The organism is Planococcus lenghuensis (genome assembly GCF_001999905.1).
GTDB classification, from domain to species: domain Bacteria; phylum Bacillota; class Bacilli; order Bacillales_A; family Planococcaceae; genus Indiicoccus; species Indiicoccus lenghuensis.
In genome coordinates this window covers 2,116,398-2,141,880 of record NZ_CP019640.1, presented here as the reverse complement: position 1 = coordinate 2,141,880, position 25,483 = coordinate 2,116,398, and the positions used below count along the sequence as shown (strand labels likewise).

The window sequence follows — 25,483 nt, the reverse complement described above, 5'->3', positions numbered from 1 at the left end:
CGGGTAGCGAAAAATGAAAAGGCAGGTGCAGTTTGAGGTGAATAACGGTACATTGCAAACAAGCAACGCCCTGTCTATTGAAAGGGAGCTGCTGACCAGAGGAAAGCGACACGAGTTGTTAAAACTGATGAGTGAAGTAGGTGTACTGGATCGGGATATTTTGGTGATGAAGTTCATCCACGGCAGTTCGAATAAAGAGATTGCCATGAACATGGGCCTGGTTCAATGCACAGTTGAGGATCGAATTTATAAGGCCTTAAAAAGTTGGCATTGACGTAATGAGAAATATCGGTAGCTATAACAAGCTGCTAATAAAATGAATCGGTCTAATAACAAAGAGTCCGGCATAGAAAGCACTTTAGAAGTGCCGGTATGCCGGACTTTTGAGGATTATCGGGAGGAATCTTCTCTTCATTTTCATTTATTTTAATTGCTCTTCAGCCATCTTATAAATTGTTTCCTTATCCCATTACCCGATGGTCACAATCTCGATTACTTGGATAGTCCTTTGGGCTTCTCTTATAGCCACTTCTTTATTCATACCTTAAGTCTCTTTGAAAAACTTGGAGTCATGTTCCTCTACAAACTAATTACTTAGATTAAAAAGGCGGGAGATAGAATTGAGAACCGATCTCAGTAATTGGAAACTGTTAGCGATTACGGAAATATATGAGTTGTTTTCTGAGACACCTGTTCACTGGGGGATTACAGGTGGATTGGCATTGGATATGCATTTAGGGAGAAAAAGCCGCTACCATAGAGATATAGATGTTGTCATATATCGGAACGACCAGCAAATAATCTACCAATTATTGAAAAATGAATGGACTTTGTACAAAGCAAAAGATGGAAAGCTCTCGCTTTGGGGAGAAGGAGACTTTTTGAATACGGTCAATGATATATGGGTCAGCAAGGATAATCATTCTCCTTGGTCATTTCAAATTATGCTGATGAATTGTGAGTATGATAAATGGATTTATCGGCGTGAAAAGACAATTAAAATTCCAAAAGTCGAATTATTTTCTCATACCGAAAAAAACTTCCCTTACTTAAAACTAGCAATTCAACTTCTTTATAAAGGCGGCTCTTCCCATTCAACGTCTTCTTCGGCTCGAATGTAGTCTTGTTCCACTCCTTTATTGTTATTGACGTCTGATTTTGTCTGGAAATTGACGGTTCTTTTTGTCCCCAACCTGACGGTTTCTTTGTCCGGAAAAATAGAGAAAAACGAGGGGGAACTAGGCCAGTTCTCCCTCGATCACTTTCTTCACCATCCGGTCGTCGATGATGCGATTTCCATTCTGCGCCGCAAACAACAGGCAATGCGTTGCCAGCTTGTTGATGAGGCGCGACGCACCACTCGAATAGCTGAACACCTCATCAATCGCGGATTCGCTGAAGATATCCCGTCCGACACCTGAGAAGGAAAGATGTTTGTTCATGTACTGTTCGGTCTCCGCCCGGTCAAGATGATGCAGCCGGAATTGGATATCAATCCGCTGGCGGATAGCTGCGAAGGATTGGAGCTGAAGGCGCTCCCACAGTTCGTTCTGCCCGACCATGATCAGCGCCATCGGACTCTGGGCATCCATGCGGAAGTTCAGGAGGAACCGCACCTCTTCCAACATCTCCCGGTCGAGTAAGTGGGCTTCATCCACCACACAGACGGGCGTCAGCTTATGGATGCCTTTCATCAGTTCGATTTCGCGATGCAGTTGCCGCTTGGCATCGCCCCGATAAAACTTGGACTCGAGTCCCAATTGTTCCAACAGCCCCTTATAGAAATGCCGGGGCGTCAACTTTGAGTCTGACAGATAAAGCAGCTTAAAGCGCGAAGGATCCAGTTGATCCGTAAACCGGCGGATGGCGGTGGTCTTTCCGAGTCCGCATTCACCGGTCATGACCGCGAAGAGCTGCCGTTCTGCGGCATAGTTCAGCCGGCCAAGGATTTCTTCCAGCTGATTCGATTCGTACAATTCGGCGGTCGGGATGTCCCGGGAGAACGGCGTGGCACGCATCTCAAAGAACGATTCAAACATGTTCCGCACCCCCTTTTCCGATGTGACGGAAGCTCACGGCCGGCACACTCGGTGTCACGGCAGCTGCCTTGCGGTCCGCGTTCACTTTTTTGGCCCCTTGCAGGAGGCGAGATGAACCGGCAGGTTCTTTCGTCATCTTTTCCGGTAGCGCTGGTCGCTTCCCAGTCTTCTCGGTGATGACCATTTCCCGCGCTTTCCAGCTATCATAACCTGGATAGTCGACGGTCAGTTCGCGGGTGTCCTGCGGATCAAACGTAATTTCCACCTTGCAGCCGACAAAGTTGAGACCGACTTCATATTTGCGGTCCTGGAAACTGATGCAGCCCGATTTATCGACTTTCCGCGTCTCCGCATGCAGGAAGGCATGGGCCAGCTCTTCGGCTGAGACCGAACGGAGCTGGGTCGATTCGTTGCGAAACGCTTCAAATGGCGTCTTGCCGTCCAGTGCGCTGTGTGGTTTGTGGGCGTAGCGCTCTTTCACCCAGACATCCAACCAGCCGTTCAGTTCATCGACGGTCTTCGGTTCTTCGAGTCGCACTTCCTGCAGGAACTCGTCAAAGGTTCGATTGAACCGCTCGACCTTGCCGGTCGATTCTGGTGAATAGGGGCGGGCATATAAAAGCCGTGTGCCGAGCTTGGAACAGGTTCGCGCCATCCATTTGGTGCGATATTGCTTGCCGTTGTCGAAGTAGACGCTCTCCGGTACCCCATGCTTCCGGATGGATTCACGAAATGCATCTTCCACGCAGCGCGCATCCAACATCGGATAGAATGCCACATGGAGCGGGAAGCGGGTCGCATCATCCAGGAACGCCACCATGTAGACCTGTTTCTTCGTCCCGTTTGGCCCGATCGGCAGGTAGGGTCCGTATTTGATATCCGAATGCCAGAGGGCATTCCGACGGCGTTTCTGAAATCGCCGCACGGCGCCCGATGTCTCATGATACATTTTCATCTGACGGGCGCTATACCCTTGTTTTGACAGGCGTTCCTGTAACGTGCTGCGCTTCAATTCGCCTTTTGCGACGACACCGTCCCACTCAAGAATCTGGATAATCGAGGCGATGCTCCGGCTCGGAACCTCTCGTCTCAGGAGGATTGCCTGCTCCACCACGTGATCTTGAAGCTCCCGGGGAACCGAACGGTATGGTTTCTGCTTCAGCCCTTCAAAGCCTTCCTTCTTGAACTGCGCGACGTAGCGTCGGATGGTGCGTTCGGAGAGGCCGTGCCGCTCACAGATTTGCCGGCGGAGCTTTTGCAGTTCCTGGGCATCCAACTTTTCATTCAATAGAGGCGCAATCATCTGAAACCGATGGGTTGCGAGTTCTTCCGCTTTTGTCCTTGCCACTTTCAACACTCCTTCTTGTTCGGATAGTTGAAGTGTAATTCACGGACTGTTGGACAAAAAGGCAGAACGGGTATGTATCCAAAAATGATGGTTGGCAACCGGGCGGACAATCTTTGCCAGCCATCCGCCTTCTGCACCAAACCATTGTCCAATTCGCTCATGCGCAGGCAGCTTCCGACTGGACAGGTCGATCGCTGAGGTCTCATTTTCCCGGAACTGGATGAAGAGAGATTGAAGGATAAAGAGCCAGTAATCGATCAGATCAAAGAACCAATACCGCCAACGATAAAGGGTCGATTCATCAGCTGCCACCGTCAGGTGGCCAGTGGGGCGGGTCGCCTCCTCGATGACATCCGCACCGTATCGTTTATAGGGCACAATCACATCCGGTAATTCATGATGGATCTTTTCACATCCCCTGCAGCGCAACCGTCTAATGATGAATGTACGGGATTCACCGCTGTCTTCTCTTACTTTCCGTTCTCTGGAGCCAATGACCTTGTACGCTGTATGACTGCAACAGGGACAAGGAACCTTTTCTGCACACCTAATAAAAAACGCCTTTCGAGGTGCATTCTTCTATGTTATAATGAGAGACGATTATCATATCATGTCAAGAGACGTCTCCCGTCGAGCTACTGGTAATAGCCGACACCAAGGGAGGCGTCTTTTCCTTTCTTCAGGATCGTTAAGGACATTATATCCGTCAATTCCTGGACAAACAATACCATCAACTTTTGGACATTATGAAATAGCATTAACACTTTATAGCCTGTAAGGAAGACAAATAGCAGTAACATGAAATTTTCTTATGAATTATAGCCGTGTTGAAGTGATGACTTTAAATCGAACCACTAAAAAACCGCTCTGCACTGCTAAGCAGCGGAGCGGTTCTTCTATTTACCAAAGTTTATAGCCGATGGATCCCGGCGGTCCGTTCTGGAACATGTCGATGAATGGCACTGTGTATGCCAAGAGAATCAAGGCTACACAAATGGTCACCCACATTTTCCAGTTCTCGAGGAACATCGGTGTTGTTTGGGCGTTTTCCTCGACCTCGCCGATCGGGTATTCCTGTTGACCCTTAGGCGCGAAGAAAGCGAGCTGGATGAAGATATAGAGAACGAGCGCAATGCCGATGAACAGAATCGTTCCGCCGACCGCCTGGGCGATTTGATACGGAATCCATTCAACTGCCTGCTCTGAGCCGCCATATGTTGAGAAATTCGAACGGCGGGGAGCACCGAGCAATCCGACGGCGTGCATCGCACCGGACATGATACTCATGCCGACTGTCCACACGATCCCTTGAATAATGCCGAGACGGTTCAATTGCGGCGTCAGCACCCGGCCGGTCAAATGCGGAACGAGCCAGTACATCGCACCGAAGAACGTCAGTACAACAGTGGTGGCAACAGTCAGATGGAAATGTCCAGTTACCCAGATGGTGTTGTGAATGACCTGGTTCATCTGGTTGGAAGCGTTGATGAGGCCGCCGGCACCGGCAGGAATGAACGCCACCATACCGATAAACGGTACGAGGAAGCGGACATCTCCCCACGGCAGTTTCTTGAAGAAATCGAACAGGCCCGTCGCGCCTTTTGCCCGGCCGACCGATTCAAATGTCGCAAACATCGCGAATGCGGTCATCAGAGAAGGAATGACGACCATGAACGTCAGCACAACCTGCAGGAATTTCCAAAATGCATCGATCCCCGGTTCAGTCAGCTGATGATGGAAGCCGACCGGAATCGAAAACAGCAGGAATAACAGGAACGACAACCGCGCAAGTGCGTCTGAGAATATTTTGCCGCCAATGATTTTCGGAATGATCGTGTACCAGATCATATAAGCCGGCAGCAGCCAGAAATACACAAGCGGATGGCCGAAGTACCAGAACAGTGTGCGGCTCATCAATACATCGATCCGGTCGACGAGACCGAGTGACCATGGAAGGAATTGGAACAGAACCGCAATGGCAACACCAAGAGAGCAGATGACCCACATCAGGTTATTGACAACGACCATGAAGCTGAGGAGCGGGCCGGGCTGTTTGCCGTTTTCCCGCTTCCACTGTATGTAGCGGGCGATTTGCGCGAAACCGCCGATCCAGGAGCCGACCACAACGAAAGCCAGCCCGAGATAGAAAACCCAATGAGCCATGAGCGGTGCATAGAATGTATAGAGAACAGAAGCTTCATTCAGGAGCACCATGGTCGCTGCCATTGCTGTGCCGAGTGTCATCACGCCAAAACCGACCCAGCCGGAACGGCGCTGTTTATCAGATAATGTACCGGCCGTCCGGCTCACAGCTGAAATCTGGAATCCGAAAATAAAGAATGTGGTCAGAATAAGACCAAGCAGGATGCCATGAACTGTGAGTACCTGATAATAACTGATACCCCATGGTAATTCAAATTGACCCGAACGCACCATGACTTGAAGGAGACCGGCCAAACCGCCGAGAAGAAGCGCAGTCATGGCCACATAAATATGCGCCATTGCCAGTTTCGCATCCCGCTTGTCTACTGTTTCTCCTTTTTTTACATTCCCCGATTCGGTCACAAAACTTTGTTTCATCACGATTTCAGCAGCCGGACGATCCTTATTAACTTTCTGCATTCGAATCCACCACTTTCAGTTTGGAAGCCATGGCTGTGTGGCCGACACCGCAGTATTCATTGCAAAGAACCAAGTATTCACCGGGCTTATCGACAATCGTCACGAATTCAGAGACATATCCCGGCTCGAGCATCATATTAATGTTGGTCCCGGCAATCTGAAATCCATGGACGACATCTTTTGTGGTCGCAATGAATTTCACTTTCGATCCGAGCGGCACTTCGTATTCCATCGGGCTGAACATGAATGCGGAAGCGACAACCACCACTTCATAATCCCATTCTTTTCCTTCGACTTTGTGGACGCCCGGATTATCGAAAGGCGCAATCTCGTCGACGTGTTCCTGATTAATGTATACCTGTGCGCTCGGCGGATGTGCACCGGCGTGGAAGGCACTGATCCCGAGTACGGTCAGGAAGACGACCAGGCAGGTGATGCCGAATGTCAGCCACCATTTTTCATATTTATGAATATGCATGTAAATCCCTCCTATTAATTAAAAGCGGCTTAAAAACAAATCAAATACGAATACCCAGGAAGCAATCAGGAAAAAGCCGAGAACCATGACAGCAGCGAGTGTGCCGTTCAATTTTTCCTCTTCTTCTTCATGCTGCTGATGTTTTTTTTGCTTGGCCACGTACTCCACATCCTTTCATGCGTGTTTGTTCTTCTCATCATAAGTTGCCGGGAGGTGTACATCTGTGACAAAAATCACACTGATAGCCCGATTTTGTGAAGGAAATGTGAAGTTGTTCTATACTGAATAGAGAGGAGGAGATGAGATGCTGAAATCATTCAGTCTTGAAGGCAAGACCGCAATCGTGACCGGAGCGGGAAGAGGGATCGGCAAAGCGATCGCACTGGCGTTCGCGGAAGCTGGCGCCAATCTGCTTTTAGTCGCGCGGACAGAAGAACAGCTGGTCGAAGTGCAGAAGGAAATCGGCAACGGACGGACCCATTATGCAGCCGCCGATATTACAGACCGGGAACAAGTGAAAAAAGCGGTGGGTAAAGCGCTTGGGGAATTCGGCGCAATTGATATTCTTGTCAATAATGCCGGGATGAACATCCGGTCAAAAGCCGATGAAGCAACCGATGCGGAATGGCAGACCATTATGACGACCAATGCGCAAAGTGTGTTCATATTTTCGCAGGAAGCAGTGAAGCATATGCATGCCGGTGGCTCTGTCCTGAACGTGTCATCTGTCGCCGGAGTAACGGCATTGAAGACCGGGGTCGTCTATGCCGCTTCAAAAGCTGCCATCATCCAGATGACGAAGGTGATGGCGATGGAATGGGGCGAGCGGAACATCCGGGTGAACTCCATTGGCCCATGGTATTTCAAAACGCCGCTCACAGAGCCACTGCTTGATGATGAAGAATATTTAAATGCAATCAAGGCAGTCACGCCGTTGAAACGGGTCGGTGAATTGCCGGAAATAGCGTCACCTGCTGTATTTCTATCATCTGATGCGGCAAGTTACATAACCGGACAGACCTTGTTTGTTGATGGCGGCATGACGATCCATGGGTTTTCCTGACAGCCGGCTTTTATAAAACACTGTCAGACGCAGCGTTTTCGGATCATGGATCCGGAAGCGCTTTTTCAATTGCTGTGAACAGTGGGCAGGATATGCAGAGGTTTTCGCCCTGTGCATAAAAAATGGTATGATGAATGAAGCTTGGAAAAGATAAGGAGCCAGACGAATGAAAGTGCAGGACCGAGAACAATTACTGACAGAAATCGCACGGCTATATGCCATTTTTGAACAGAATAGCGACACAGAACGCATGCAAAAGGCACGGCTATTTGCCGATAAACTCATGAAACAGCAATTCATCATCGGGTTCGCCGGTCATTTTTCCTCCGGCAAATCCACCATGATCAATGCCCTCACCGGTGAAACGCTGCTGCCATCGAGTCCGATTCCGACCAGTGCAAACATCGTTACTGTCCGCCGGACGGAAGAGGATGAAGCGGTCGTCCGGATGCAGGAAAACAAAGCCATCCGATTTTCTGGAGAATATGATTTCCAGACACTGAAAAAATTGGCCAGAAGCGGCGACGTCCGGCAGATTGAAATCGGCCATGCTGATTCCGTACTGCCGGAAGGGGTGACAGTGATGGATACCCCTGGTGTGGATTCCACGGATGATGCTCACCGGCTGTCGACTGAGTCGGCTTTGCATGTGGCGGATATGGTATTTTATGTGATGGATTATAACCATGTGCAGTCTGAATTGAATTTCACGTTTACACGGCAGCTTCAGAAGTACACAGAGCTGTATTTGATCGTAAACCAAATTGACAAGCACCGGAACGAGGAACTGGCATTCGACGATTTCCGCCAGTCAGTGCAGGAGGCGTTCACGGCTTGGGGAGTTGAGCCAGCCGGCATTTACTATACTTCCTTAAAACAGCCGGACGCAGAAGGAAATGATTTCCCGGAAGTTCAGGCACTGGTCCATAACGCAATGGAGGGCTGGGAACAGGAAGCTGTGCCGCGTGCTGAATTGACGCTGAAAAAACTCAAAGATGAACATACAGCTTACTTGGAAGAAGACAAACAGGAGAGGCTTGATACATTCGCTGCTGTACTGACAGCTGAGGAATGGGAACAGCGGGAAGAGATCAGGCAACAGCATCAGGAACTGCAAAAACAGCTGGCTGTTTCCAGTTTCAGTGACTGGCAGCGGGCCTTTGAGCAAAAGCGGAGCGAATTGCTGAACAACGCGAACGTTACACCTTATGAAGTGCGGGAAGCGCTGACAGCATATATGGAATCCCTACAACCCGGTTTTAAAGTCGGCCTGCTGTTCAGCGGCAGCAAGACCGAGCAGGAACGGACGCGCCGCAGGGAACAGTTGGATCATCAGCTGAATGAGGCGGTGGCAAAGGCGATTAATCCGCACATTCGCTCATTGATGAAAGAACAGCTCCGCAGCGTGCGGCTCTTAACGGATGAAGCGACGCTCGCAATTGAAGATATGAATTATCGGGTACCGTTTGATGTGATTGAACAGACTATCCCGAAGAGCACTGGAGCAACGGGGACAACCGTACTGAATGTGGCGGATAAAATAACGGAAAGCATCCGCAGATGGTTTATGCAAAGGACCGATTCCTGGAAAAATGAGCAGGAGCAGGCATTCGATCAATTACTTGCGGATCCGGATGAAAACAGCGCAAAAGAACGCCGATTCGAAGAAAAAGTATTCGCCATCCGGACACTGGAAGAAATAGATGACCAAATTGCGTTGGTGAAACGTTCATTAAATGCAGCCCAGCCAAGTGAGATCGTGCAGGCAAAACGCCGGCTGGAAACGTGGGAGAGTGAACTGGAAAAATCCGGCTCACAAGGGGAAGAGTTTCATCCGGCGATGCTGAAAGAGCAGGAACAGCCGGAAGAACAGACGCAACAGCCGGAACAGGAACAGTTGGCACCTGTAGATGAAGAAAATGTCATTCGGCAATCACTCGCTGCAGCGGAACTGATTCAGGATATCCGCGGATTTTCCGAAACAGCCCAATATTTGCAAAGAAAAGCAGAAGGGCTGCAGGAACGGGAATTTACAGTGGCTTTATTCGGCGCATTCAGTGCAGGGAAATCTTCTTTCGCCAATGCCCTGCTCGGTGAACGGGTGCTGCCGGTTTCGCCCAATCCGATGACGGCTGCCATCAACCGGATCCGGCCGGTCACCGGGGATACGCCGCATGAGACAGCCGATGTACATTTAAAGACGGAGGCGATGCTGGCTGCGGACGTCCGGCGCTCTTTTGAAGCTCTTGGCCAGCCGTTTACGACATTGGAAGATGCATATACCCAAGCGGCCGGAATACTGGAGAAGCAATCCGAAGAACAGCAGGTGCACCGGTCTTTCATCGCTGCGTTCCAAAAAGGATATCCCGAATTCAACCAGCAGCTGGGAGACAGCATCCGGACGGACCGGAGCGGATTTGCAGCCTATGTGGCAGAAGAAGAACGCAGTTGCTTTGTTGAATCGATCGACTTCTATTTTGATGCGCCGTTTACTAGAAGCGGTGTGACGCTTGTGGATACGCCGGGTGCCGATTCGATCAATGCAAGACATACAGGGGTAGCGTTCGATTATATCAAGAATGCCGATGCTGTATTGTTCATCACTTATTACAATCATGCATTTGCGCGGGCGGACCGGGAATTTCTCATCCAGCTCGGCCGGGTGAAAGATGCGTTTGAAATGGATAAAATGTTCTTTATCGTCAACGCCATCGATTTGGCAGCGAATGATACCGAACGTCAGGAAGTCATCACATACGTACGGAACGAATTGCAGCGTTTCGGCATCCGGTTCCCTCGGTTATCCGGTGTATCGAGCCTGCAGGCACTGGAAGACAGAGAAGCGTCCGGCATGGCGGCGTTCGAGTTGGAGTTCCATCATTTTCTGGAAGATGAGCTGAAAAGTGTCGCGGTGCGTGTGCTGCATGAGACGGTGGAGAATACGGTCAGTCGTCTGGGAGCATTGATCCGGCAGACGGAATCCAACCTGTCCCGAAAAGAGGAACGCCTGCAGGAACTGCGGGAACTGGAACAGCAGGTCCGGTCCCGATTCCGCTCTTCACCTGCCGCTCCCCTGATCAGAGAAGGGGAGCGGGAACTGGAAGAGCTCCTGCGGTATGTCCAGCAACGGGTATTTTACCGGTTCGGTGACTTTTTTAAAGAAGCGTACAATCCATCATTATTTGCCAAACGCCCGCCGCGGGAAGCGCTGCCTGCGGCACTTGCTGAGCTGACCGGGATGCTGGTATTCGATTTGCAGCAGGAATTGCGGGCGACGGGGCTCCGGCTGATGAAATTCGCAGAACGCAGATTGCTCGACAGGTTTCGGGAAGACACGAACAGACTGAAGGAACTGGACGCTGATTTTTCGTTTACGCCATATGAACCGGAAACCGGAAATGTTCCTGAACCCGGCACGCCTTTCAGGCAAACAGATTATTCAGGGGCAAACCGGCTGTTCCGCGGCACAAAAGATTTTTTTGAACGGAACGGAAAAGAACGGGTGCGTCAGTCACTCGAGGAACAATTCGTGCCGGACACCGAAAAATTCCTGCAGGATGAACAGCAGCATCTGCGTATGTGGCTCGAACAATGGATTGACCGGGAAGCAGAAGGACTCCGTCATCATTTGCTTGTCCAGTCGCTGGAAACCATCGAATCAGAACGCACGCTCTTGAACGAACAGGAAAAGCTCGATAGCTGGAAACAGCGGTATCAGCTGCTGCAACAGGAAAGGATGATCAAGCAATGAAAGTCATAACAGATACGTTCGATCATGAACAGGTAAAGTGGATTGACACCCGATTTGAATTGGGGATCCCTGAAGCAGGGAGAACCATGTACGAACAGGAACATATCGAGGGAGCGGTTTATTGGGACCTGGAACGGGATATGTCTGATATGTCTTCCCCCAATGGCCGGCATCCGATGCCTGCTGAACATGCGCTGACACAGCTTATTCAACAGAGCGGGCTGCACCCGGAAGATCATATTGTCATTTATGACCAGGGCGGTTCTCCGTTTGCCGCGCGGGCCTGGTGGTTGTTGAAGTACGCGGGCTTCGAAAATGTGTTTATCAGTAAGTATGGATTCAAGGAACTGAAACAGGAAGGGCTGCCGACTGCGACAGACCCTGCTGTGCCAAGCCCGTCTTCGACTGAGCCGGCATTCAATAGAGAGATTTTTGCCAGCAGGGAAGACGTACAGAGAATAGTGGCAGGTGAAGAGGCGGCAACCTTGGTGGATGCGCGGTCCGGTGAACGCTATCGGGGGGAGAATGAACCCATTGATCCAGTGGCAGGCCATATTCCGGGTGCCAGGAACTTCGATTGGACTCAGCTTGTGCACGATGGCCGGTTTATTGAAAACGCCGACTTTACCGGATTGCTGCTGCCTCAGGAAGAAGCAGTTGTTTACTGCGGCAGCGGAGTGACAGCGGCTGTACTGTCAGCCATGCTGGCTGAAACCGGTCACGAAAACGTGCGGTTATATGCAGGAAGTTTCTCCGACTGGATTTCAGACGAATCCAATCCGGTCGAATTTATACGGCCCGATCACCCGGAAGCTGCTGATGATGCAACCAAGGCGCTGTTGGGCAGGCTCATCGCAGAAGGTTACACGGGAGAGATGCTGATGAAGAAATTTGAATATGAAAAGTCTCTGCTTGAAGAAGAAGGAGAACAATCCTGAAAATATATAATCAGCAGAACAGGTTTGGATGAATCCGGAAAAACCGCCAATCATAGTCGATTGGCGGTTTTTCTCGTGCTGCGGTTCAGCGAACATGGAGCAAGGCCGGGAACGTATGCAAGTACAGCATTGTCTATTTCTTATTCTCTTCCGCTTCTGGAAGAGGGTGTACATGGCGCGTCATAAGCACTTGGATGATGGTGTGGTTATCTTTTTCCTGAACAGTAAACGTATGGGTTTCAGTCTGTACGGATTCACCTTCCGCGATTTCCGTGTCGTAGGTCTGCATCCAGCCGCCAATCGTATCGATATCTTCGCTTTCCTCAAATTCAATGCCAAACCGTTCCTCCAGCTCTTCCAATAGGACACGGCCGCTCAGCATATAGCGATAGGCATCAATTTCCCGGATATCTTCCACTTCATCTTCGTCAAATTCATCCCGGATATCCCCGACAATTTCTTCAAGAATGTCTTCCATGGTTATCATGCCGGCTGTCCCGCCGTATTCATCGATAATGATTGCCATGTGGACTCGGTTTTGCTGCATCGCCAGAAGAACGTCCTGGATTGGCGCGTTATCATGGACGAACGGCAGGTCATGTACCACCAGGCAGGCTGTCAGATCCTCCCGGTACGTATACAGAGTCAGCATTTCCTTAACGTTGACGAAGCCGATGATGTCATCCTTGTCACCTTTTTCTGTGATGGGATAACGGGTGTACTGATGTTCCCGCAATTCCTCCAGCAGTTCATCATGCGTCATATCCTGTGAGAGTGTCTCCATCTGCGTCCGTGGCAGCATGATGTCTTTGGCCACCCGTTCGTCAAAAGCAAAGATATTCTGCATATATGACAGCTCGGTCTGGTTAATCTCACCGCTCTTATAGCTCTGCGTCATGATGATTTTCAACTCTTCCTCCGAATGAGCTTTACCGTGCCCGGCTGGTTCAACCCCGAATGCGCGCAGCACAATCTTTGCTGATCCCGCTAAAATCCAGACGAATGGTTTCATCACTTTGCCAATTGCATACAGAGGCTGGGCAATTGCGAGTGTGACTTGTTCTGCCCGCTGGACCGCAATGGACCGTGGTGCGAGTTCACCGAATACCACATAGAAAAAAGTGACAAGGGCGAACGCCGCGATCAAGGCTAGGATGCCGACAAACGATTCCGAAATGTTCAGCTCAAGCAAAAACGGGGCAAGCCAATCCTCGACCATTTCCGCACCAAACCAGCCGAGGCCGAGTGCGGTGACTGTAATCCCCAATTGACAGGTCGATAAATAATAATCGAGGTCTGCCAGGATTTTCTGCACGAGCAGCGCCGAACGGTTGCCTTCCGATGCCAATTGCTCAATGCGTGACATTCGGACTTTCACCACAGCAAATTCGGCGCCCACGAAAAAAGCGGCGAATGCAATCAGTAAGATAATTAAAAGAATGTTCCATAAGTGTATACTGTCCAAGTGGGTCCCTGCTCCTGCAGGGTTCACCTCCGCTAGTCTTATAATGAGACAAGTATAACGTAAAAATGGAAACGGTGCCAATGAAGGTTGGAAAAATCACAGCTATTGTGAAGTGACAATAAAGATCTTTACATCGTAACAAGATTCTTTAAAAGCGAAATAGCTTAACTGGGAAATTCGTTGTGCTTGAGCTCTGATTTTTTACAAGCACCTGAAACGTTGATTCCTTCAGCGCTTCGCATTCCCGCAGTCGAAAACCGGTGCTCCTGCGTGGCTTCGCCTGCTTCTCGCAAATGAACGGGTCAGGAAATCCTCCCCGTCCGTCCGCCGCTGTTTTTCTCCATCTTTTGAAACAATTAATACCAATACTCTCCTTAATATAGCCAAATATTAAGGCATAGATAAAACCTACATAAGTTGAATGAGAGTAATAGTACGTTTAATTAACCGCATTCGAGGTATTAATGCTCGCTTGCCTAGGAAAGCGAGCGGGTTCCCGTCCGTCCAACTTTTTGATAAATTCATAAATCCGGTTTTTAGAGGAAAAGTGAACTGGAAAGCAGTCTATACTTTTTCAAGCAGGTAATTTATGAAATTAACTCATTTAAAAATCCAATGCGGAAAAACGTATGTCTCCGAACTTATTGATTAGGAATTTGCACCATCTACTACTGTCTCAACAATTTCAAAAGCTTTTTCACGGGTGAGTTCTTCACTTAAAGCGAATTCAAGAGAATACGATCCCTCTTCTGTATTGAAAAAAGCTTTTAAAAACTCATTCCCGCCGTCTTCTGCTTCGCTATACTGAACTTCCGTCCCGTCGATGTCTAGCGTCTCGGTATTGCCATCACCACTCATCGCTTCGAAGCCATCATAACTTAACCGAAACAGGAAAGGTTCTCCATCGTAAATGCCGTATAGAACGTCTGAGCCCACTGTCTCTTCGTGATTAGTAATATGTTCCTCGCTCTTTAATTCGCCTTTTTCACCTGAATAAGTCACAAGCAATTCTTTCGTGCCAGCTAAAGGCACCGTTTGAATTTCCGCTGATGTAACCGGATATTCCTCAAACTCCGGAATAAAAACATCCGCCTCGAATTGTTCATTCACTTGATCTGCAAAAGTGTCGACTGAACCTGGAACTTCGGAAGAACAGGCACCCGCAAAGAACAGTGGGAGCAGAAATATAAGACAGTTTCTCTTCTTCAATTAAGCATCCTCCTTTTGCTCGTTTTATATCTTGCGTTCATTTTACCATAGAAATGGAAAACGCTTTGAAACATTGGAATATAACTAAAATATATTGCTGATTGACTGGTACAATGATATTGAGAATAGAAAAGATTCGTTGGGATTACCTAGTATTCATGTGTTGTCTAAAATGAGAGGTGCAATAGTGATGAAAAGATTTGTGTTTTCTGTGATCGGCGGACTGCTGATCGGTTTATTTCTTATGGTTCTGTTCATGGACTATGAAGCACCGGAGACCAGTCACGTCTTCAGTGTCAGCGATGGAGCAACAACAGAAACAGCTGAAGGCGTTTCAGTCGTCGAAGAGACTCCGGCAAAGGTGGTCAGAGAACTGGATTTCAATTTTATGTTCAGTGTGCTGTTCTGTCCGTGGGTGGTGCCCTCATCATTTTTTGATATGGATCAACATTGAAAAGAAGCGGCATAAAGAGTTTTTGGAGGAGTTCCATAACCGGAAGCGGACGTAAGTGCAATGGTCAAATGACTTTGGTCGTGATAAAGAGAAATGGGCAGGCGTAATTGCCGATTCACTATAACGGTTTCCTTTTCGAAAATGGTTTGGTTCAGAGTGAAACAAGGCTGAAAACGCAGCAGTTGTCACAGCCGGCAGATGGAATTATAGTTGTAAGTGAAAGGAAAGGAGAGACAGCTATGGAATTGTGGCATGGAGGCACGATCTATACAATGCAAGCAGAAGGGGAGACTGTGGAAGCAGTTCTCGTACAGGATGGAATTGTACATAAAGCAGGAACATATAACGAATTAAAGCCGCTGGCAATAATGGAAGTGGATTTGCAAGGCGGGTTCATGTATCCGGGATTGGTGGACAGTCACCAGCATCTTATTGGCCACGGAGAAAAGCTGCTCCGCCTGGATCTGTCTAAAGTGACATCTTCCGATGAGATGAAAAAGCAATTGATCACAGCAGCGGAAGCGGACAATGACAGCGAATGGGTAGTCGGCGATGGCTGGGATGAAAACAATTTTCCGGACCGGAAAATATTTCACCGGGTGGAACTCGACGAAATCACCGATAGACCTATGGTGCTGCGCCGGGTATGCCGGCATGCGGTACTGGCCAATTCAAAAGCACTGGAACTGGCCGGAATCACTAAGGAAACCGAAGATCCGGAAGGCGGGCTGATCGTCCGGGACGCTGACGGGGCTCCGACCGGTTTTCTCCATGATGCTGCACAAGAGCTGATGCTCGGTGTCATGCCGGAAGCAGATACAGCGGAACTGACAAGTGCTGTAAAACTGGCGGTAGAGGATATGCTGTCGCTCGGACTGACCGGTTCTCACACGGAGGATATGGCGTATTACGGGGAATTCACAAAACCGCTGGGTGCGTTCAAGAATGTCATTGGAAATGAATTGAAGTTCCGGGTTCACTTGCTCCGTCACCACACGGTCTTTGAGGAAATGAACCGGACGGCTGAGTACAAGGAACCTTACGTGGAACCGGGAGCCATGAAGATTTTTGCAGACGGTGCTCTCGGCGGCCGAACGGCATTGCTGGCAAAACCGTATACAGATAATCCATCTGTCAACGGAGTCGCCATTCATTCCGAAGCAGGGCTGAAAGAGCTGGTGAAACTTGCCCGGAGTTATGGTGAAGCGGTCGCCATCCATGTTATCGGCGACTTGGCCCTGGACTTGGCCCTCACTGCCTTGGAGGCTTATCCTGTACCGGAAGGCAAGCGGGATCGGCTGATCCATACCGTCGTAGCGAGCGAAACGCTGATTGATCGGATGAAGAAACTGGATGTGGCACTCGACCTTCAGCCGCAATTCGTGACGTCTGATTTCCCGTGGGCTGTTGAACGGCTTGGGCACGACCGGATTGAATGGTCTTATGCCTGGAAAAAGCTACTGCAGAATGGCTTGATTTGTGCGGGAGGTTCGGATGCGCCGGTTGAAGACGTGGACCCGCTTTTGGGTATCCATGCAGCTGTGGCCCGCCGGAAACCGGGTGAAACACACGGTGGCTACATGCCCCAGGAAAAACTGTCCCGGTTTGAAGCGATCGGGCTCTACACGGTGGGAAGCGCAGCGGCGATTGGAAAAGAAGATACAAGAGGGCTGATCAAAGAAGGGTACGATGCGGATTTCACCGTGTTCGACCGGGACTTGTTTTCAGTGGAAGAGGATGGAATCCTTGAAGCCAAAGTGGAATGGACGGTTGTCGCCGGTGAAGTGATGTACCGGAGAGGAGAGGCAGTATGAAGACGCCTGCACATATTCTGGAACTGCTTCATAAAGCGGAAAAAAATGGAGCGGATCTCAGCAGTCCGAAATCGGTTGTCACCTACTGGCTGACATTGGGAGAAAAAGAGAATATTCTATGGTTCTACAAACCGAATAGCGTTGAATTCGATTTTGATAAATACACCCGCGCTGTCCGTGAAATGAAAGAGCGGAAATCGGATTGAACATCCATAAAACAGCTGGACGGGAAAAGGGGCTATATATGTCCGCACAGGACTGGATCAGCAAGCTAAGTCTCACCCGGCATCCGGAAGGCGGCTATTATTGTCAGTCATTTGTGTCGGATGAAGAAGTTCATCCGGATTCGCAGACCGGTGCCAGGCGTTTGTATACAAGTATTTACTTTTTGCTGGAGTCGGGAGATGTTTCCCGTTTCCACCGGCTGAAGTCAGATGAATTATGGTATTACCATATCGGAAGCAGTTTGACCATCCACACCATAGATTCGGCCGGCAGTTATGAAGCTAAGAAGCTGGGTCTGAACTTGGAAGATGGCGAGCGGCCGCAAGTCCTGATTAAGGCGGGCACCATATTCGGGGCAACCATTGATGAGGATAATGCATTTTCCCTGGTGGGCTGTATGGTGGCGCCTGGATTTGTCTTCGAGGATTTTGAGCTGTTCGAACGCAGACAATTGCTTGAAGCCTATGGCCAGCACGAGTCAATCATCCGGAGGCTGACAAAAGAATGAATAACAATGAAAATCCCCCTGCGGCTTCAATGCTGCAGGGGGATTTCTTAAAAAGAATCATTTGCGTTTTTTCGCCATTCTTTGTTTCAGCTGGTTTAAGAACAGCTGTGCTTCCTCAATCTTCAGCACATACAGCAGGATGAAGTAGACCACCGCTCCGATCAGGACTGATAACGTAAGTGCAGCAGCCATGCCCAGCACGAGCAATGCATCGAAAATCACTTTCGTGATGATACCCATAATAATTGAAGCCAGTAAAATTTTCACGAACGGCACTGCCGCAGACTTCAAGCCGAAGGCGCCTAATTTTTTCCGCAGGGCAACTGACAGCAGGGCGGTAGCGATCAATGCGGAGATACTGGTCGCCAGTGCAAGTCCTGCAATGCCCATATAATAAGCGAGGATGAAGTTCAGCACGATGTTCAATGCAACAGCGATCGTTGCATTGATCATCGGTGTGCGGGTGTCCTGAAGCGAATAGAACGCCCGGGACAGCACTTCCCGCAAGCCAAAGCCGATCATCCCGATCGAATAGTAAAAGAACGCAGTCGCCGTTAAAATGACGTCTTCTGTCGTAAATGCTCCCCGGCCGAACAGCAGTTCAACAATGGGCCGGGCAAAAATCAAGGCTCCTGCTGTTGCAGGCAACACAAACATATTGACACCGGTCATCGCCTGGAGGACGGAACGTTTCAGACCGTCCATATTGCCTTTGGAAGCCATCTTAGACATCGCAGGATACATGACAGTCGAGATGGAGACGACGACGACACCTTGGATGAACAAAATCAACGTGTTTGCATAGTTCAAGGAAGAGATGGCACCGATTTCAATCTGGGATGCGAGTGTCCGGTCGATCAATTTATTGATCTGGGATACAGCTGTCCCGAGAATGACCGGAATCGCCAGAAACAACATGCGTTTGATGTAAATGTCTTTCACATCAAACACAAAGCGGTACCGGTATCCTTTTTTATAAGCGAAGATAAGTAAAATGATAAGCTGGACCGCAAGGGCAGTCACATTGCCGATTGCCAGCAGATAAACCCAATCGAACCGGTCGCTCAGAAAAATAAAGATAATAAAGACAAAACTCAGCGGCAGTCCAATCAGGGTGGGGACAGCAAATAGCTTCTTCATATTTAAATAAGCGCTTAAAATCCGGATGGTGATGCTGAAGTAAATACCGGCGATTGTAATCCGGGTAAAATCGGTGGTCAGCGCCAAAATTTCGCCTTCAAATCCGCTTGCAAATATTTTAACGATGAATTCAGCAAAAATAAGGCTTAAAATAACAATGAATGTGCAGAAAACATAAAGTACATTCAGCAGGTTATTTGTATACCGCTTGCTGTACTGCTCGTCCCGTTCTGTCTCGATCTTGTTGTACATCGGAATATAGCCGGTCGAAATGCCGGTCGCGATAAAGCCGAATATAACAGAAGGCACGGTGATGGCGACGATATAGGCATCACTGATACCGGATGCTCCGTAAAAGTAAGCAAGCGTGATGTCTCTGAAGAACCCGACGAATTTCGAAAGAACTGTCAGAGCCATGATGATGAGGACTGTTTTTTTCATCGTCGCTTCAGTTAGGCTTTATTGGTTCCGGCATGTGATTCTTCATAAATAAAAAGAGGTTCCCGGAACCGGAGCATGCGGGTATTCCATCTTGGGTGAACCGTCACTTTTTCATTCAGGATCTTATACTGGAGGAACAGATAAGGGAAATTTACACCGGCTCCAAGGCTCATCACCTGACTTCCGCAGAAGCGGGCGTTGACGTCCGTCAGTTTATAGCCATCGTCTGTCGTGATGAACTGGAAATTGATGAATCCTTCGGTGATGAGGCATTCTGCAATCTCGGTCGAAGCTTGAATCAGTTCTTTGTTTTCCACGACGAGGCCATCCAGCACAATTCCGCTTGATACGCCGGTACGTTCCCGGGGGACGGATACGATTACTTTTCCGTCATATACAAAAACATCAACGCTGAATTCCATACCGCCCATGTACTCCATGGCGATTTTCCGGTTGTCATCCTGTATTTCACAGAAATCATCAATGTTGACGACTTTCGGTTTGCCTTCTTTCAGCGCTTTCAAAAAGTTCTGCCGGTCTGTCAAAATGGCAAATCCCATGGCGCCATAGCCGCTTATATTTTTGGAAACAACGTACTTTTCTCCCGGGAAAAACTGGCTCATTATTTCCCGGAGTTCTTCAGCCGTATTGTAGCCGAAGTATTTTGGTATGTATCGATCCAAACCGCGTTTTGCCAAATACTCGTATGATTTTTCTTTGTCCATAAGAGCGTCAAAGTCTTCGCAGACCGGCAGTGCAACAGCTGCGTTCAATTCATCCCGAAATTCCCGAAACAAGTCGATCTCTTCGTGCAAGCATGGGAAAATGGCGTCGATCCGTTCTTCAGCGATGATGTCCTGAATCGCTTTTTTGTATTCATCAGGTTTTGTATAACGAGGAATTTTGACTACTTTATCACAAAATTGATTTCCGGTCGTGACACTCCGTCTGTCTGCGCCGATTATGTACACGTTCTGGCGTTCCTGCAAGCCGCGAAGCACGCCTTGGGCTGTTGGGCCGCCGATTCCTGTTACTACTACTCTCAATTGTCTCAATTTGCATCTTCCTATTCTTTAGCTATTAGTTATCAATGAAAACTGAATGAATAAAATTACTAAATTCAGAAATAGTGACTTTTCACAGTCACTTTACAGCAATTAAAGGGAGTTTGCAATGCAAAAAGCCTTGCTGGAACTATCTGCAAGGCTTTGGCACTATTTACAAGCTGCCCAGCGCATTTTTAATATCGTCCTTGCCAGAATTTAGGTCGAAGGACTTGTTATATGTCTTCTCATTATCAAGCGAATGATATAGGACACGCGCGACATCTTCCCGTGGAACCGATCCGGCTTCCAGGTTATGAGCAATTGCTACTTTTCCGGTACCTGGTTCATCGAGCAATCCGCCGGGACGCACAATGGTATAATTCAATCCGCTGGCCCGGAGAATGTTATCGGCATGATGCTTTGCTACATAATAAGGCGCCATGGACTCCGACCAGTATTCCCGTCGGTCCGCAAAAATAGCACTCACCATGATAAATCGGCCGGTATTCAATTTGCCGGCAGCTTCAATGGCCTTTGCTGCACCGTCCAAATCGATCAGCAGAGTTTTATCCGGACCGGTATTCCCGCCGCTTCCAGCTGTAAAGACGACGGCATCAGAACCTTCCATTGCGGTCGCGAGATCTTCAACACTGCCTTCGAGGCTGGCGACAATCGTTTCAACGCCCAGCTCATCGAAATACGGTTTCTGTTCTTCTTTCCGGATGAGCGCTTTTGGGGTATGGTCGCTTTCCTGCGCTAAGATTTTAATTAAATGACGGCCAATTTTGCCGTTTGCTCCGATTACTAATACTCTCATTTCCAATCATGCCCCCTCGTTAAAAGATTTTCTTTATACTATACCCTCAGATTCGAGATAAAACCTAAATTTTGTACAACTTTTTCTGTATAATTGCGGGAAAGGCGGATAATATTACAGAAAAGAACGGACCGGATTGAACGCATCTTTAATAAGCCCGCTGTCCGGGGCGCCGATTGGCTTCATTTTTGAACCAGTTGCGGATGCCTTTTCCGGCAAACGGTTCGTCTGCATACCGGGGGATGACATGCAAATGCGCATGCGGAATCGATTGACCGCCCACCTGATAGCAATTCCAGCCCACGCTATAGCCGGCCGGCAAGAAGTGGCTGTCGAGATAAGGCTTAACTTTCTCCAAAAGGGTATACGTAGCTTTCCATTCCGCTTCCGATAAATCAAACACTGTTTCCTTATGGGCTTTCGGGATAATAACACCAGAACCTTCCAGGATATCCTGCGGCATCTGCAGAAATACACACCAGTCGTTTTCAAAAATGATTTTCTGCTCTGGAATTGCCGTATAGTCGCAAAAAATACAAGTCAACTTCATCGCTCCAGTAGAATTAATATCTTCACATTTACTATACCAAGGAAAAGGGCTGAGCAAAATGGAAATACGGAAATTGACAGCAGAAGATGCGGAGCGTTATTTCGAACTCCGGCTTGAAGCGCTGCGGAATGATCCGGAGACGTTCGCCAGTACATTAAAAGACACAGAGGAATCACCCATCGAAAAATTCCGGGATCGTCTGGAATCCCCATCTTCTCCGACGCTCGGACTCTTCGACAACGGCCGGCTGATCGGCAATGTGACTGTCCGGAAAGAGACGATTCCAAAAATGGCGCACCGGGCAACGGTGCTTGGCATGTATGTGACGCCGCAAAAACGGGGGAATGGGGCAGGGCGGATGCTGGTGGATGCTGCTTGCGCACTTGCCGCGGACATGGCGGCTGAGCAGGTATATCTCGCTGTCGTTTCAACAAATGAGGCAGCGAAAAACCTGTATGCCCGGTGCGGATTCCGGGTGTTCGGCATTGATAGACATGCCATGAAGCATGATGGCCGCTATATAGACGAAGACTTAATGGTCAAATTTCTATAAGCAAACGGGCCTGGAACAAATTCATCGTTTCAGGCCCGTTTCTTATTCAATCGAGCGGAATCCGGATCAGCTTATCATCATTTGCTGCCGGAGAGCCGCGCCCATCAGTGTTATTTGTGATTAAAAATAATGAATCCTCTGCTACCAGCACATCCCGGATGCGTCCATATCCGTCAATCGAATCGATGGTTTCCGCCGTTTCGAGATCCAGAATATTCACAGCTGTGCCGCGAAGAGAAGCGACATACAGCAGACCGTCATGAGAAGCGATGCCGCTCGGTGCCCAGGTCGTGGCCGCCCCGGTAGTAAAAAAAGGCGTTTCGTATCCTTCAGCAGCTTCCGTGCCTTCAATGAACGGTCATCCGTAATTATGGCCTTCCTTAATGATATTGATTTCATCATTGGCGGACTGGCCATGTTCCGCCGCATACATGACGCCTTCATGCCAAGCGAAACCTTGAGGATTACGGTGGCCGGAAGAGTTAATTTCAAATTCTCCCGCTCTATTTAGCCTCAAAATTTTCCCGTTCAGCGAATCCGGCTCCTGGGCAAGCTCCGCTTCTGACGCATCTCCGATTGATGCAAATAACGTTCCTTCAGGACTTAGCGCCAGCCGGCCGCCATGATGGACCGGTCCGGTCGGAACTCCGTCCAAATGAACAGCCCTCTTATGCCAGACGTCATCTTGTAGTTTCAGTGTCACGATTTTATTGAAAGGCGCCTCATCTTGTTCATATACGTAATAGGCGAAGGCTTCCTGGCTGTCTGGAAAATCGGACTTCAGTACAAATCCAAGCAGTCCGGCTTCAGAAACGGCAGAGAGGGGTTCAGCAAAGTTGATCTGTTGCCGGGTTAGCGTGCCGTCCGTTGGTAGATGGACGATTGTGCCGGTCCGCTCGGAAATATAGAAACCATCACTCGTTTTGTTGATATCCCATGGGATGCGGAGGCCGGTCGCCAGTATTTCGGCTTCAGCCGGCACAGATTCCTGTGAATCAGAAGCAATGGGACTGCAGGCGGCCGATATCAGCATCAGCAGTGAAACAAACAGAAACCTCATGATGATTCCTCCGTTTCAGCTTGGCGATTGCTCTTTTTTCGGCAAGAAAAGGTCCAGCAATACAAACAGCAGCGTTAAGGCGAGCAGGCCGTTAACAATCAGCGCATCAAAAAAGCGGTCGCGGAGCAGGAGGGCAATCGTCGTGGCATAAAAGGACAATTGCGCTGCCCGCGCTGTCCATGGATAGACATTCCGGGGGTACCGGAGCTTAGCCAGCCGAAAAGCAAAAAATGCTGCGACCAACAGCAAATAATAAACCAGACTGAACGCTTCGACTGTGTTGTTCAATAACGCGTAAATCAGTAAAGGAAGTATGTACAGCCAAGAGTATTTCAATAAAAGCACCTCGATTAATGGTTTGCATGAATCATTTTCTTTCAGTTTACCAGATGCTAAGCTGTTGCAGAACTGAAAAATCCCGGGCGACAGAGCCCGGGACGAGAGCAAAAAGTCATTTGTTGGCTCGGAGCGTTTCTTTCGCCAGGGCATCCGCCGCCCGGTTTTCAGAGTCGGGGATCCATTTGATAAAGCAATAATCGAATGTGTCAGCGAGTTCGAGCGCCTTCGTTAAGTATGGCTTGAATCGCTCGTTCCTGGTTACCCCCCGTTCAAAAGCATCGACAGCCACTTTCGAATCCGATTTGACGGATACCATGCCGGCAGTCAACTTGGCTGCTTCCTGCAGGCCGCGGACGAGTGCGCTGAACTCGGCTTCATGATTATCCATCTCGCCGACGAATTCGCCTAATTTAACCTGATGTCCCTCACCGCGGATGAAAACACCGACAGCGCTCACACGGGGATTGCCGGCTGTTGCCGCGTCTGTGAAAACTTCCAGCATTACATCACCTACTTTTCGTCAATCGGTTTGATTTTTTTGGCAAAGTAGCCGAATGGCGTATCAAGTGCTGCCACAATGAATTTCAGAACATATGTTGAGACGAAGATCTGGATCCATACATCAAACGGAAATGTGCCATAAAACGCAATCAGCGTGAACACGAGTGTATCGAGCAATTGGCTGACCATTGTGGAACCGTTATTGCGAATCCAGAACTGGCTGTCTTTTGGAAATAATTTGCGCAGCAATGCGAAAATATGAACGTCGAGCAGCTGGCTGACAAGGTAAGCGGCCATGCTGCCGATGGCGATCCGGGGAATCAGCCCGAAAATGGTGGCCAGTGACTCCTGGGCAAAGTCGCTTTCAGCCGGTTCGAATTTAATGGCGAACTGCATTGCGACCAGCATGACCAAAAGGGAAGAAAACCCGAGCCATACCGCTTTTTGTGCATCTTTCCGGCCGTATTTTTCGTTCAGGATATCAGTGGCAAGGAACGTCGATGCATAGAGACTGTTACCGAGCGTTGCTGTAAGTCCGATAATTTCAATCGTCTTTGTCACTTGAATATTGGCCAGGATGGTGGAAATTGCCACCCAGGCGAACAGGCCACTGCGGCCGAAAATTTTATACATGGTGAGTAGCAGTAAAAAATTGAGCAGGGCAAAACCTAAGCCCCAAAATTCGTTGAACATGAAAAAGCCTCCTGTAGTTTTGGTAACGCGGGAGGTTGCGAACCGCGGTAAAACCGTTCTTCAGTATAAAGAAAGTTGAAATGAAAATCAATGCTGTAGTAAAATGATGGGAAACTGTCACAAGGCATGTGTAATTAATAGAATTTAACGGCTATTAGGGGTGAAGTCTTGAATAAACGCTCAATTATCAATGAAATAGATGAAATGATCGAAACTTATTGCGACGGCTGTTTTTTGAAAAAGCAGCTGCGGGAAGATAAAGGCAAAAGAGCGGCCCATAAATTTTGCATTGAATCCTGTACAGTCGGGCAGCAGCTTCAGTTCCTCGGACGCGAGCTGAATAAAACAACTTCAGCGAAATAACCCGCATGCGAAAAATCCTGTGCCGGCTGCGGGGTAATTCTCAAAGCCTTATAAAAGCCCTATATA

The 25,483-nt window shown here is 48.9% G+C and carries 28 protein-coding genes; 11 read left to right on the top strand and 17 right to left on the bottom strand.

The genetic code is table 11. The features are described 5' to 3' along the window. Positions 1-37 precede the first annotated feature (37 nt). Both B0X71_RS11060 and B0X71_RS11055 read left to right on the top strand, forming a co-directional pair. Entirely contained in the window at positions 38-274 is a 237-nt protein-coding gene (locus B0X71_RS11060) for a sigma-70 family RNA polymerase sigma factor (protein ID WP_198038582.1), read from the top strand. A 346-nt stretch (positions 275-620) separates the two neighbouring features. Next, entirely contained in the window at positions 621-1,121 is a 501-nt protein-coding gene (locus B0X71_RS11055; protein ID WP_077589458.1) for a nucleotidyltransferase domain-containing protein, read from the top strand. A 117-nt stretch (positions 1,122-1,238) separates the two neighbouring features. Here the strand turns inward: B0X71_RS11055 and B0X71_RS11050 are convergent, their stop codons facing one another. From B0X71_RS11050 to B0X71_RS11025, 6 genes are all read right to left on the bottom strand, one after another. Next, positions 1,239-2,039, bottom strand: a complete 801-nt coding sequence (locus B0X71_RS11050) for an ExeA family protein (RefSeq protein WP_077588586.1) — start codon at positions 2,037-2,039, stop codon at positions 1,239-1,241. Continuing rightward, on the bottom strand, positions 2,032-3,387 hold the full coding sequence (locus tag B0X71_RS11045) for a DDE-type integrase/transposase/recombinase (RefSeq protein ID WP_156889802.1): 1,356 nt from the start codon (positions 3,385-3,387) through the stop codon (positions 2,032-2,034). The genes B0X71_RS11050 and B0X71_RS11045 overlap by 8 nt, the downstream gene beginning before the upstream one ends. A gap of 39 nt (positions 3,388-3,426) precedes the next feature. Next, positions 3,427-3,939 carry a DUF6431 domain-containing protein gene (locus B0X71_RS11040; protein WP_077588584.1) on the bottom strand — a complete coding sequence of 171 codons (513 nt, stop codon included), beginning with the start codon at positions 3,937-3,939 and terminating at the stop codon, positions 3,427-3,429. Between the two features lie 348 nt (positions 3,940-4,287). Next, positions 4,288-5,967, bottom strand: a complete 1,680-nt coding sequence (locus tag B0X71_RS11035) for a b(o/a)3-type cytochrome-c oxidase subunit 1 (RefSeq protein ID WP_077590977.1) — start codon at positions 5,965-5,967, stop codon at positions 4,288-4,290. 28 nt (positions 5,968-5,995) lie between these two features. Beyond that, a complete protein-coding gene (locus B0X71_RS11030) occupies positions 5,996-6,487 on the bottom strand; it encodes a cytochrome c oxidase subunit II (protein WP_077589457.1) in 492 nt (163 codons plus the stop codon). Between the two features lie 18 nt (positions 6,488-6,505). Next, positions 6,506-6,646, bottom strand: a complete 141-nt coding sequence (locus B0X71_RS11025; protein ID WP_077589456.1) for a cytochrome c oxidase subunit 2A — start codon at positions 6,644-6,646, stop codon at positions 6,506-6,508. Positions 6,647-6,791: 145 nt separating this feature from the next. Between B0X71_RS11025 and B0X71_RS11020 the strand changes: the two genes are divergently transcribed. The 3 genes from B0X71_RS11020 to B0X71_RS11010 all read left to right on the top strand — a co-directional run bounded on the left by B0X71_RS11020 (position 6,792) and on the right by B0X71_RS11010 (position 12,239). After that, entirely contained in the window at positions 6,792-7,550 is a 759-nt protein-coding gene (locus B0X71_RS11020) for an SDR family NAD(P)-dependent oxidoreductase (RefSeq protein ID WP_077589455.1), read from the top strand. A 166-nt stretch (positions 7,551-7,716) separates the two neighbouring features. Next, positions 7,717-11,301: a dynamin family protein gene (locus B0X71_RS11015; protein ID WP_077589454.1), complete on the top strand. Its 3,585-nt coding sequence runs from the start codon at positions 7,717-7,719 to the stop codon at positions 11,299-11,301. Next, complete coding sequence (locus B0X71_RS11010; protein ID WP_077589453.1) at positions 11,298-12,239, top strand: sulfurtransferase; 942 nt, start codon at positions 11,298-11,300, stop codon at positions 12,237-12,239. Before B0X71_RS11015 ends, B0X71_RS11010 begins: the two co-directional genes overlap by 4 nt. Positions 12,240-12,372: 133 nt before the next feature. Here B0X71_RS11010 and B0X71_RS11005 read toward each other — a convergent pair whose 3' ends face one another. Next, a complete protein-coding gene (locus B0X71_RS11005) occupies positions 12,373-13,704 on the bottom strand; it encodes a hemolysin family protein (protein WP_077589452.1) in 1,332 nt (443 codons plus the stop codon). Between the two features lie 648 nt (positions 13,705-14,352). After that, a complete protein-coding gene (locus B0X71_RS11000) occupies positions 14,353-14,913 on the bottom strand; it encodes a hypothetical protein (protein ID WP_077589451.1) in 561 nt (186 codons plus the stop codon). A 187-nt stretch (positions 14,914-15,100) separates the two neighbouring features. Between B0X71_RS11000 and B0X71_RS10995 the strand changes: the two genes are divergently transcribed. The 4 genes from B0X71_RS10995 to B0X71_RS10980 all read left to right on the top strand — a co-directional run bounded on the left by B0X71_RS10995 (position 15,101) and on the right by B0X71_RS10980 (position 17,914). Next, positions 15,101-15,367: a hypothetical protein gene (locus tag B0X71_RS10995; RefSeq protein ID WP_198038580.1), complete on the top strand. Its 267-nt coding sequence runs from the start codon at positions 15,101-15,103 to the stop codon at positions 15,365-15,367. 239 nt (positions 15,368-15,606) lie between these two features. Continuing rightward, on the top strand, positions 15,607-17,181 hold the full coding sequence (locus B0X71_RS10990) for an amidohydrolase (protein WP_077589449.1): 1,575 nt from the start codon (positions 15,607-15,609) through the stop codon (positions 17,179-17,181). Then, positions 17,178-17,387 (top strand): hypothetical protein, encoded by a 210-nt coding sequence (locus tag B0X71_RS10985; protein WP_077589448.1) that lies wholly within the window; start codon positions 17,178-17,180, stop codon positions 17,385-17,387. Before B0X71_RS10990 ends, B0X71_RS10985 begins: the two co-directional genes overlap by 4 nt. Before the next feature lie 38 nt (positions 17,388-17,425). Beyond that, entirely contained in the window at positions 17,426-17,914 is a 489-nt protein-coding gene (locus B0X71_RS10980) for a cupin domain-containing protein (RefSeq protein WP_077589447.1), read from the top strand. Between the two features lie 57 nt (positions 17,915-17,971). Here the strand turns inward: B0X71_RS10980 and murJ are convergent, their stop codons facing one another. The 4 genes from murJ to B0X71_RS10960 all read right to left on the bottom strand — a co-directional run bounded on the left by murJ (position 17,972) and on the right by B0X71_RS10960 (position 21,908). Beyond that, the gene (gene murJ, locus B0X71_RS10975; RefSeq protein ID WP_077589446.1) at positions 17,972-19,495 is read right to left on the bottom strand and encodes a murein biosynthesis integral membrane protein MurJ; all 1,524 of its coding nucleotides are present in this window, start codon (positions 19,493-19,495) and stop codon (positions 17,972-17,974) included. 11 nt (positions 19,496-19,506) lie between these two features. Further along, on the bottom strand, positions 19,507-20,550 hold the full coding sequence (locus tag B0X71_RS10970; RefSeq protein ID WP_077589445.1) for an ATP-grasp domain-containing protein: 1,044 nt from the start codon (positions 20,548-20,550) through the stop codon (positions 19,507-19,509). 163 nt (positions 20,551-20,713) lie between these two features. Continuing rightward, positions 20,714-21,358 carry an SDR family oxidoreductase gene (locus B0X71_RS10965; protein ID WP_077589444.1) on the bottom strand — a complete coding sequence of 215 codons (645 nt, stop codon included), beginning with the start codon at positions 21,356-21,358 and terminating at the stop codon, positions 20,714-20,716. Between the two features lie 148 nt (positions 21,359-21,506). Beyond that, a complete protein-coding gene (locus tag B0X71_RS10960; protein ID WP_077589443.1) occupies positions 21,507-21,908 on the bottom strand; it encodes an HIT family protein in 402 nt (133 codons plus the stop codon). Between the two features lie 58 nt (positions 21,909-21,966). Between B0X71_RS10960 and B0X71_RS10955 the strand changes: the two genes are divergently transcribed. Beyond that, positions 21,967-22,461 carry a GNAT family N-acetyltransferase gene (locus B0X71_RS10955; protein ID WP_077589442.1) on the top strand — a complete coding sequence of 165 codons (495 nt, stop codon included), beginning with the start codon at positions 21,967-21,969 and terminating at the stop codon, positions 22,459-22,461. A 46-nt stretch (positions 22,462-22,507) separates the two neighbouring features. On the opposite strand, the gene B0X71_RS21690 is transcribed toward B0X71_RS10955, so the two are convergent. The 5 genes from B0X71_RS21690 to B0X71_RS10935 all read right to left on the bottom strand — a co-directional run bounded on the left by B0X71_RS21690 (position 22,508) and on the right by B0X71_RS10935 (position 25,054). Next, positions 22,508-22,681, bottom strand: a complete 174-nt coding sequence (locus B0X71_RS21690; RefSeq protein ID WP_332309446.1) for a hypothetical protein — start codon at positions 22,679-22,681, stop codon at positions 22,508-22,510. A 138-nt stretch (positions 22,682-22,819) separates the two neighbouring features. Beyond that, complete coding sequence (locus tag B0X71_RS10950; RefSeq protein WP_332309445.1) at positions 22,820-23,521, bottom strand: PQQ-dependent sugar dehydrogenase; 702 nt, start codon at positions 23,519-23,521, stop codon at positions 22,820-22,822. Between the two features lie 15 nt (positions 23,522-23,536). Next, the gene (locus tag B0X71_RS10945) at positions 23,537-23,857 is read right to left on the bottom strand and encodes a hypothetical protein (protein WP_156889861.1); all 321 of its coding nucleotides are present in this window, start codon (positions 23,855-23,857) and stop codon (positions 23,537-23,539) included. A 115-nt stretch (positions 23,858-23,972) separates the two neighbouring features. Continuing rightward, positions 23,973-24,362, bottom strand: coding sequence for a ribonuclease HI family protein (locus B0X71_RS10940; protein ID WP_077589440.1), 390 nt, complete (start codon positions 24,360-24,362; stop codon positions 23,973-23,975). A gap of 8 nt (positions 24,363-24,370) precedes the next feature. Further along, on the bottom strand, positions 24,371-25,054 hold the full coding sequence (locus B0X71_RS10935; protein WP_077589439.1) for a queuosine precursor transporter: 684 nt from the start codon (positions 25,052-25,054) through the stop codon (positions 24,371-24,373). 168 nt (positions 25,055-25,222) lie between these two features. Here B0X71_RS10935 and B0X71_RS10930 point away from each other — a divergent pair, with 168 nt between their 5' ends. Continuing rightward, positions 25,223-25,417, top strand: coding sequence for a zinc-finger domain-containing protein (locus B0X71_RS10930; protein ID WP_077589438.1), 195 nt, complete (start codon positions 25,223-25,225; stop codon positions 25,415-25,417). Positions 25,418-25,483 lie beyond the last annotated feature (66 nt).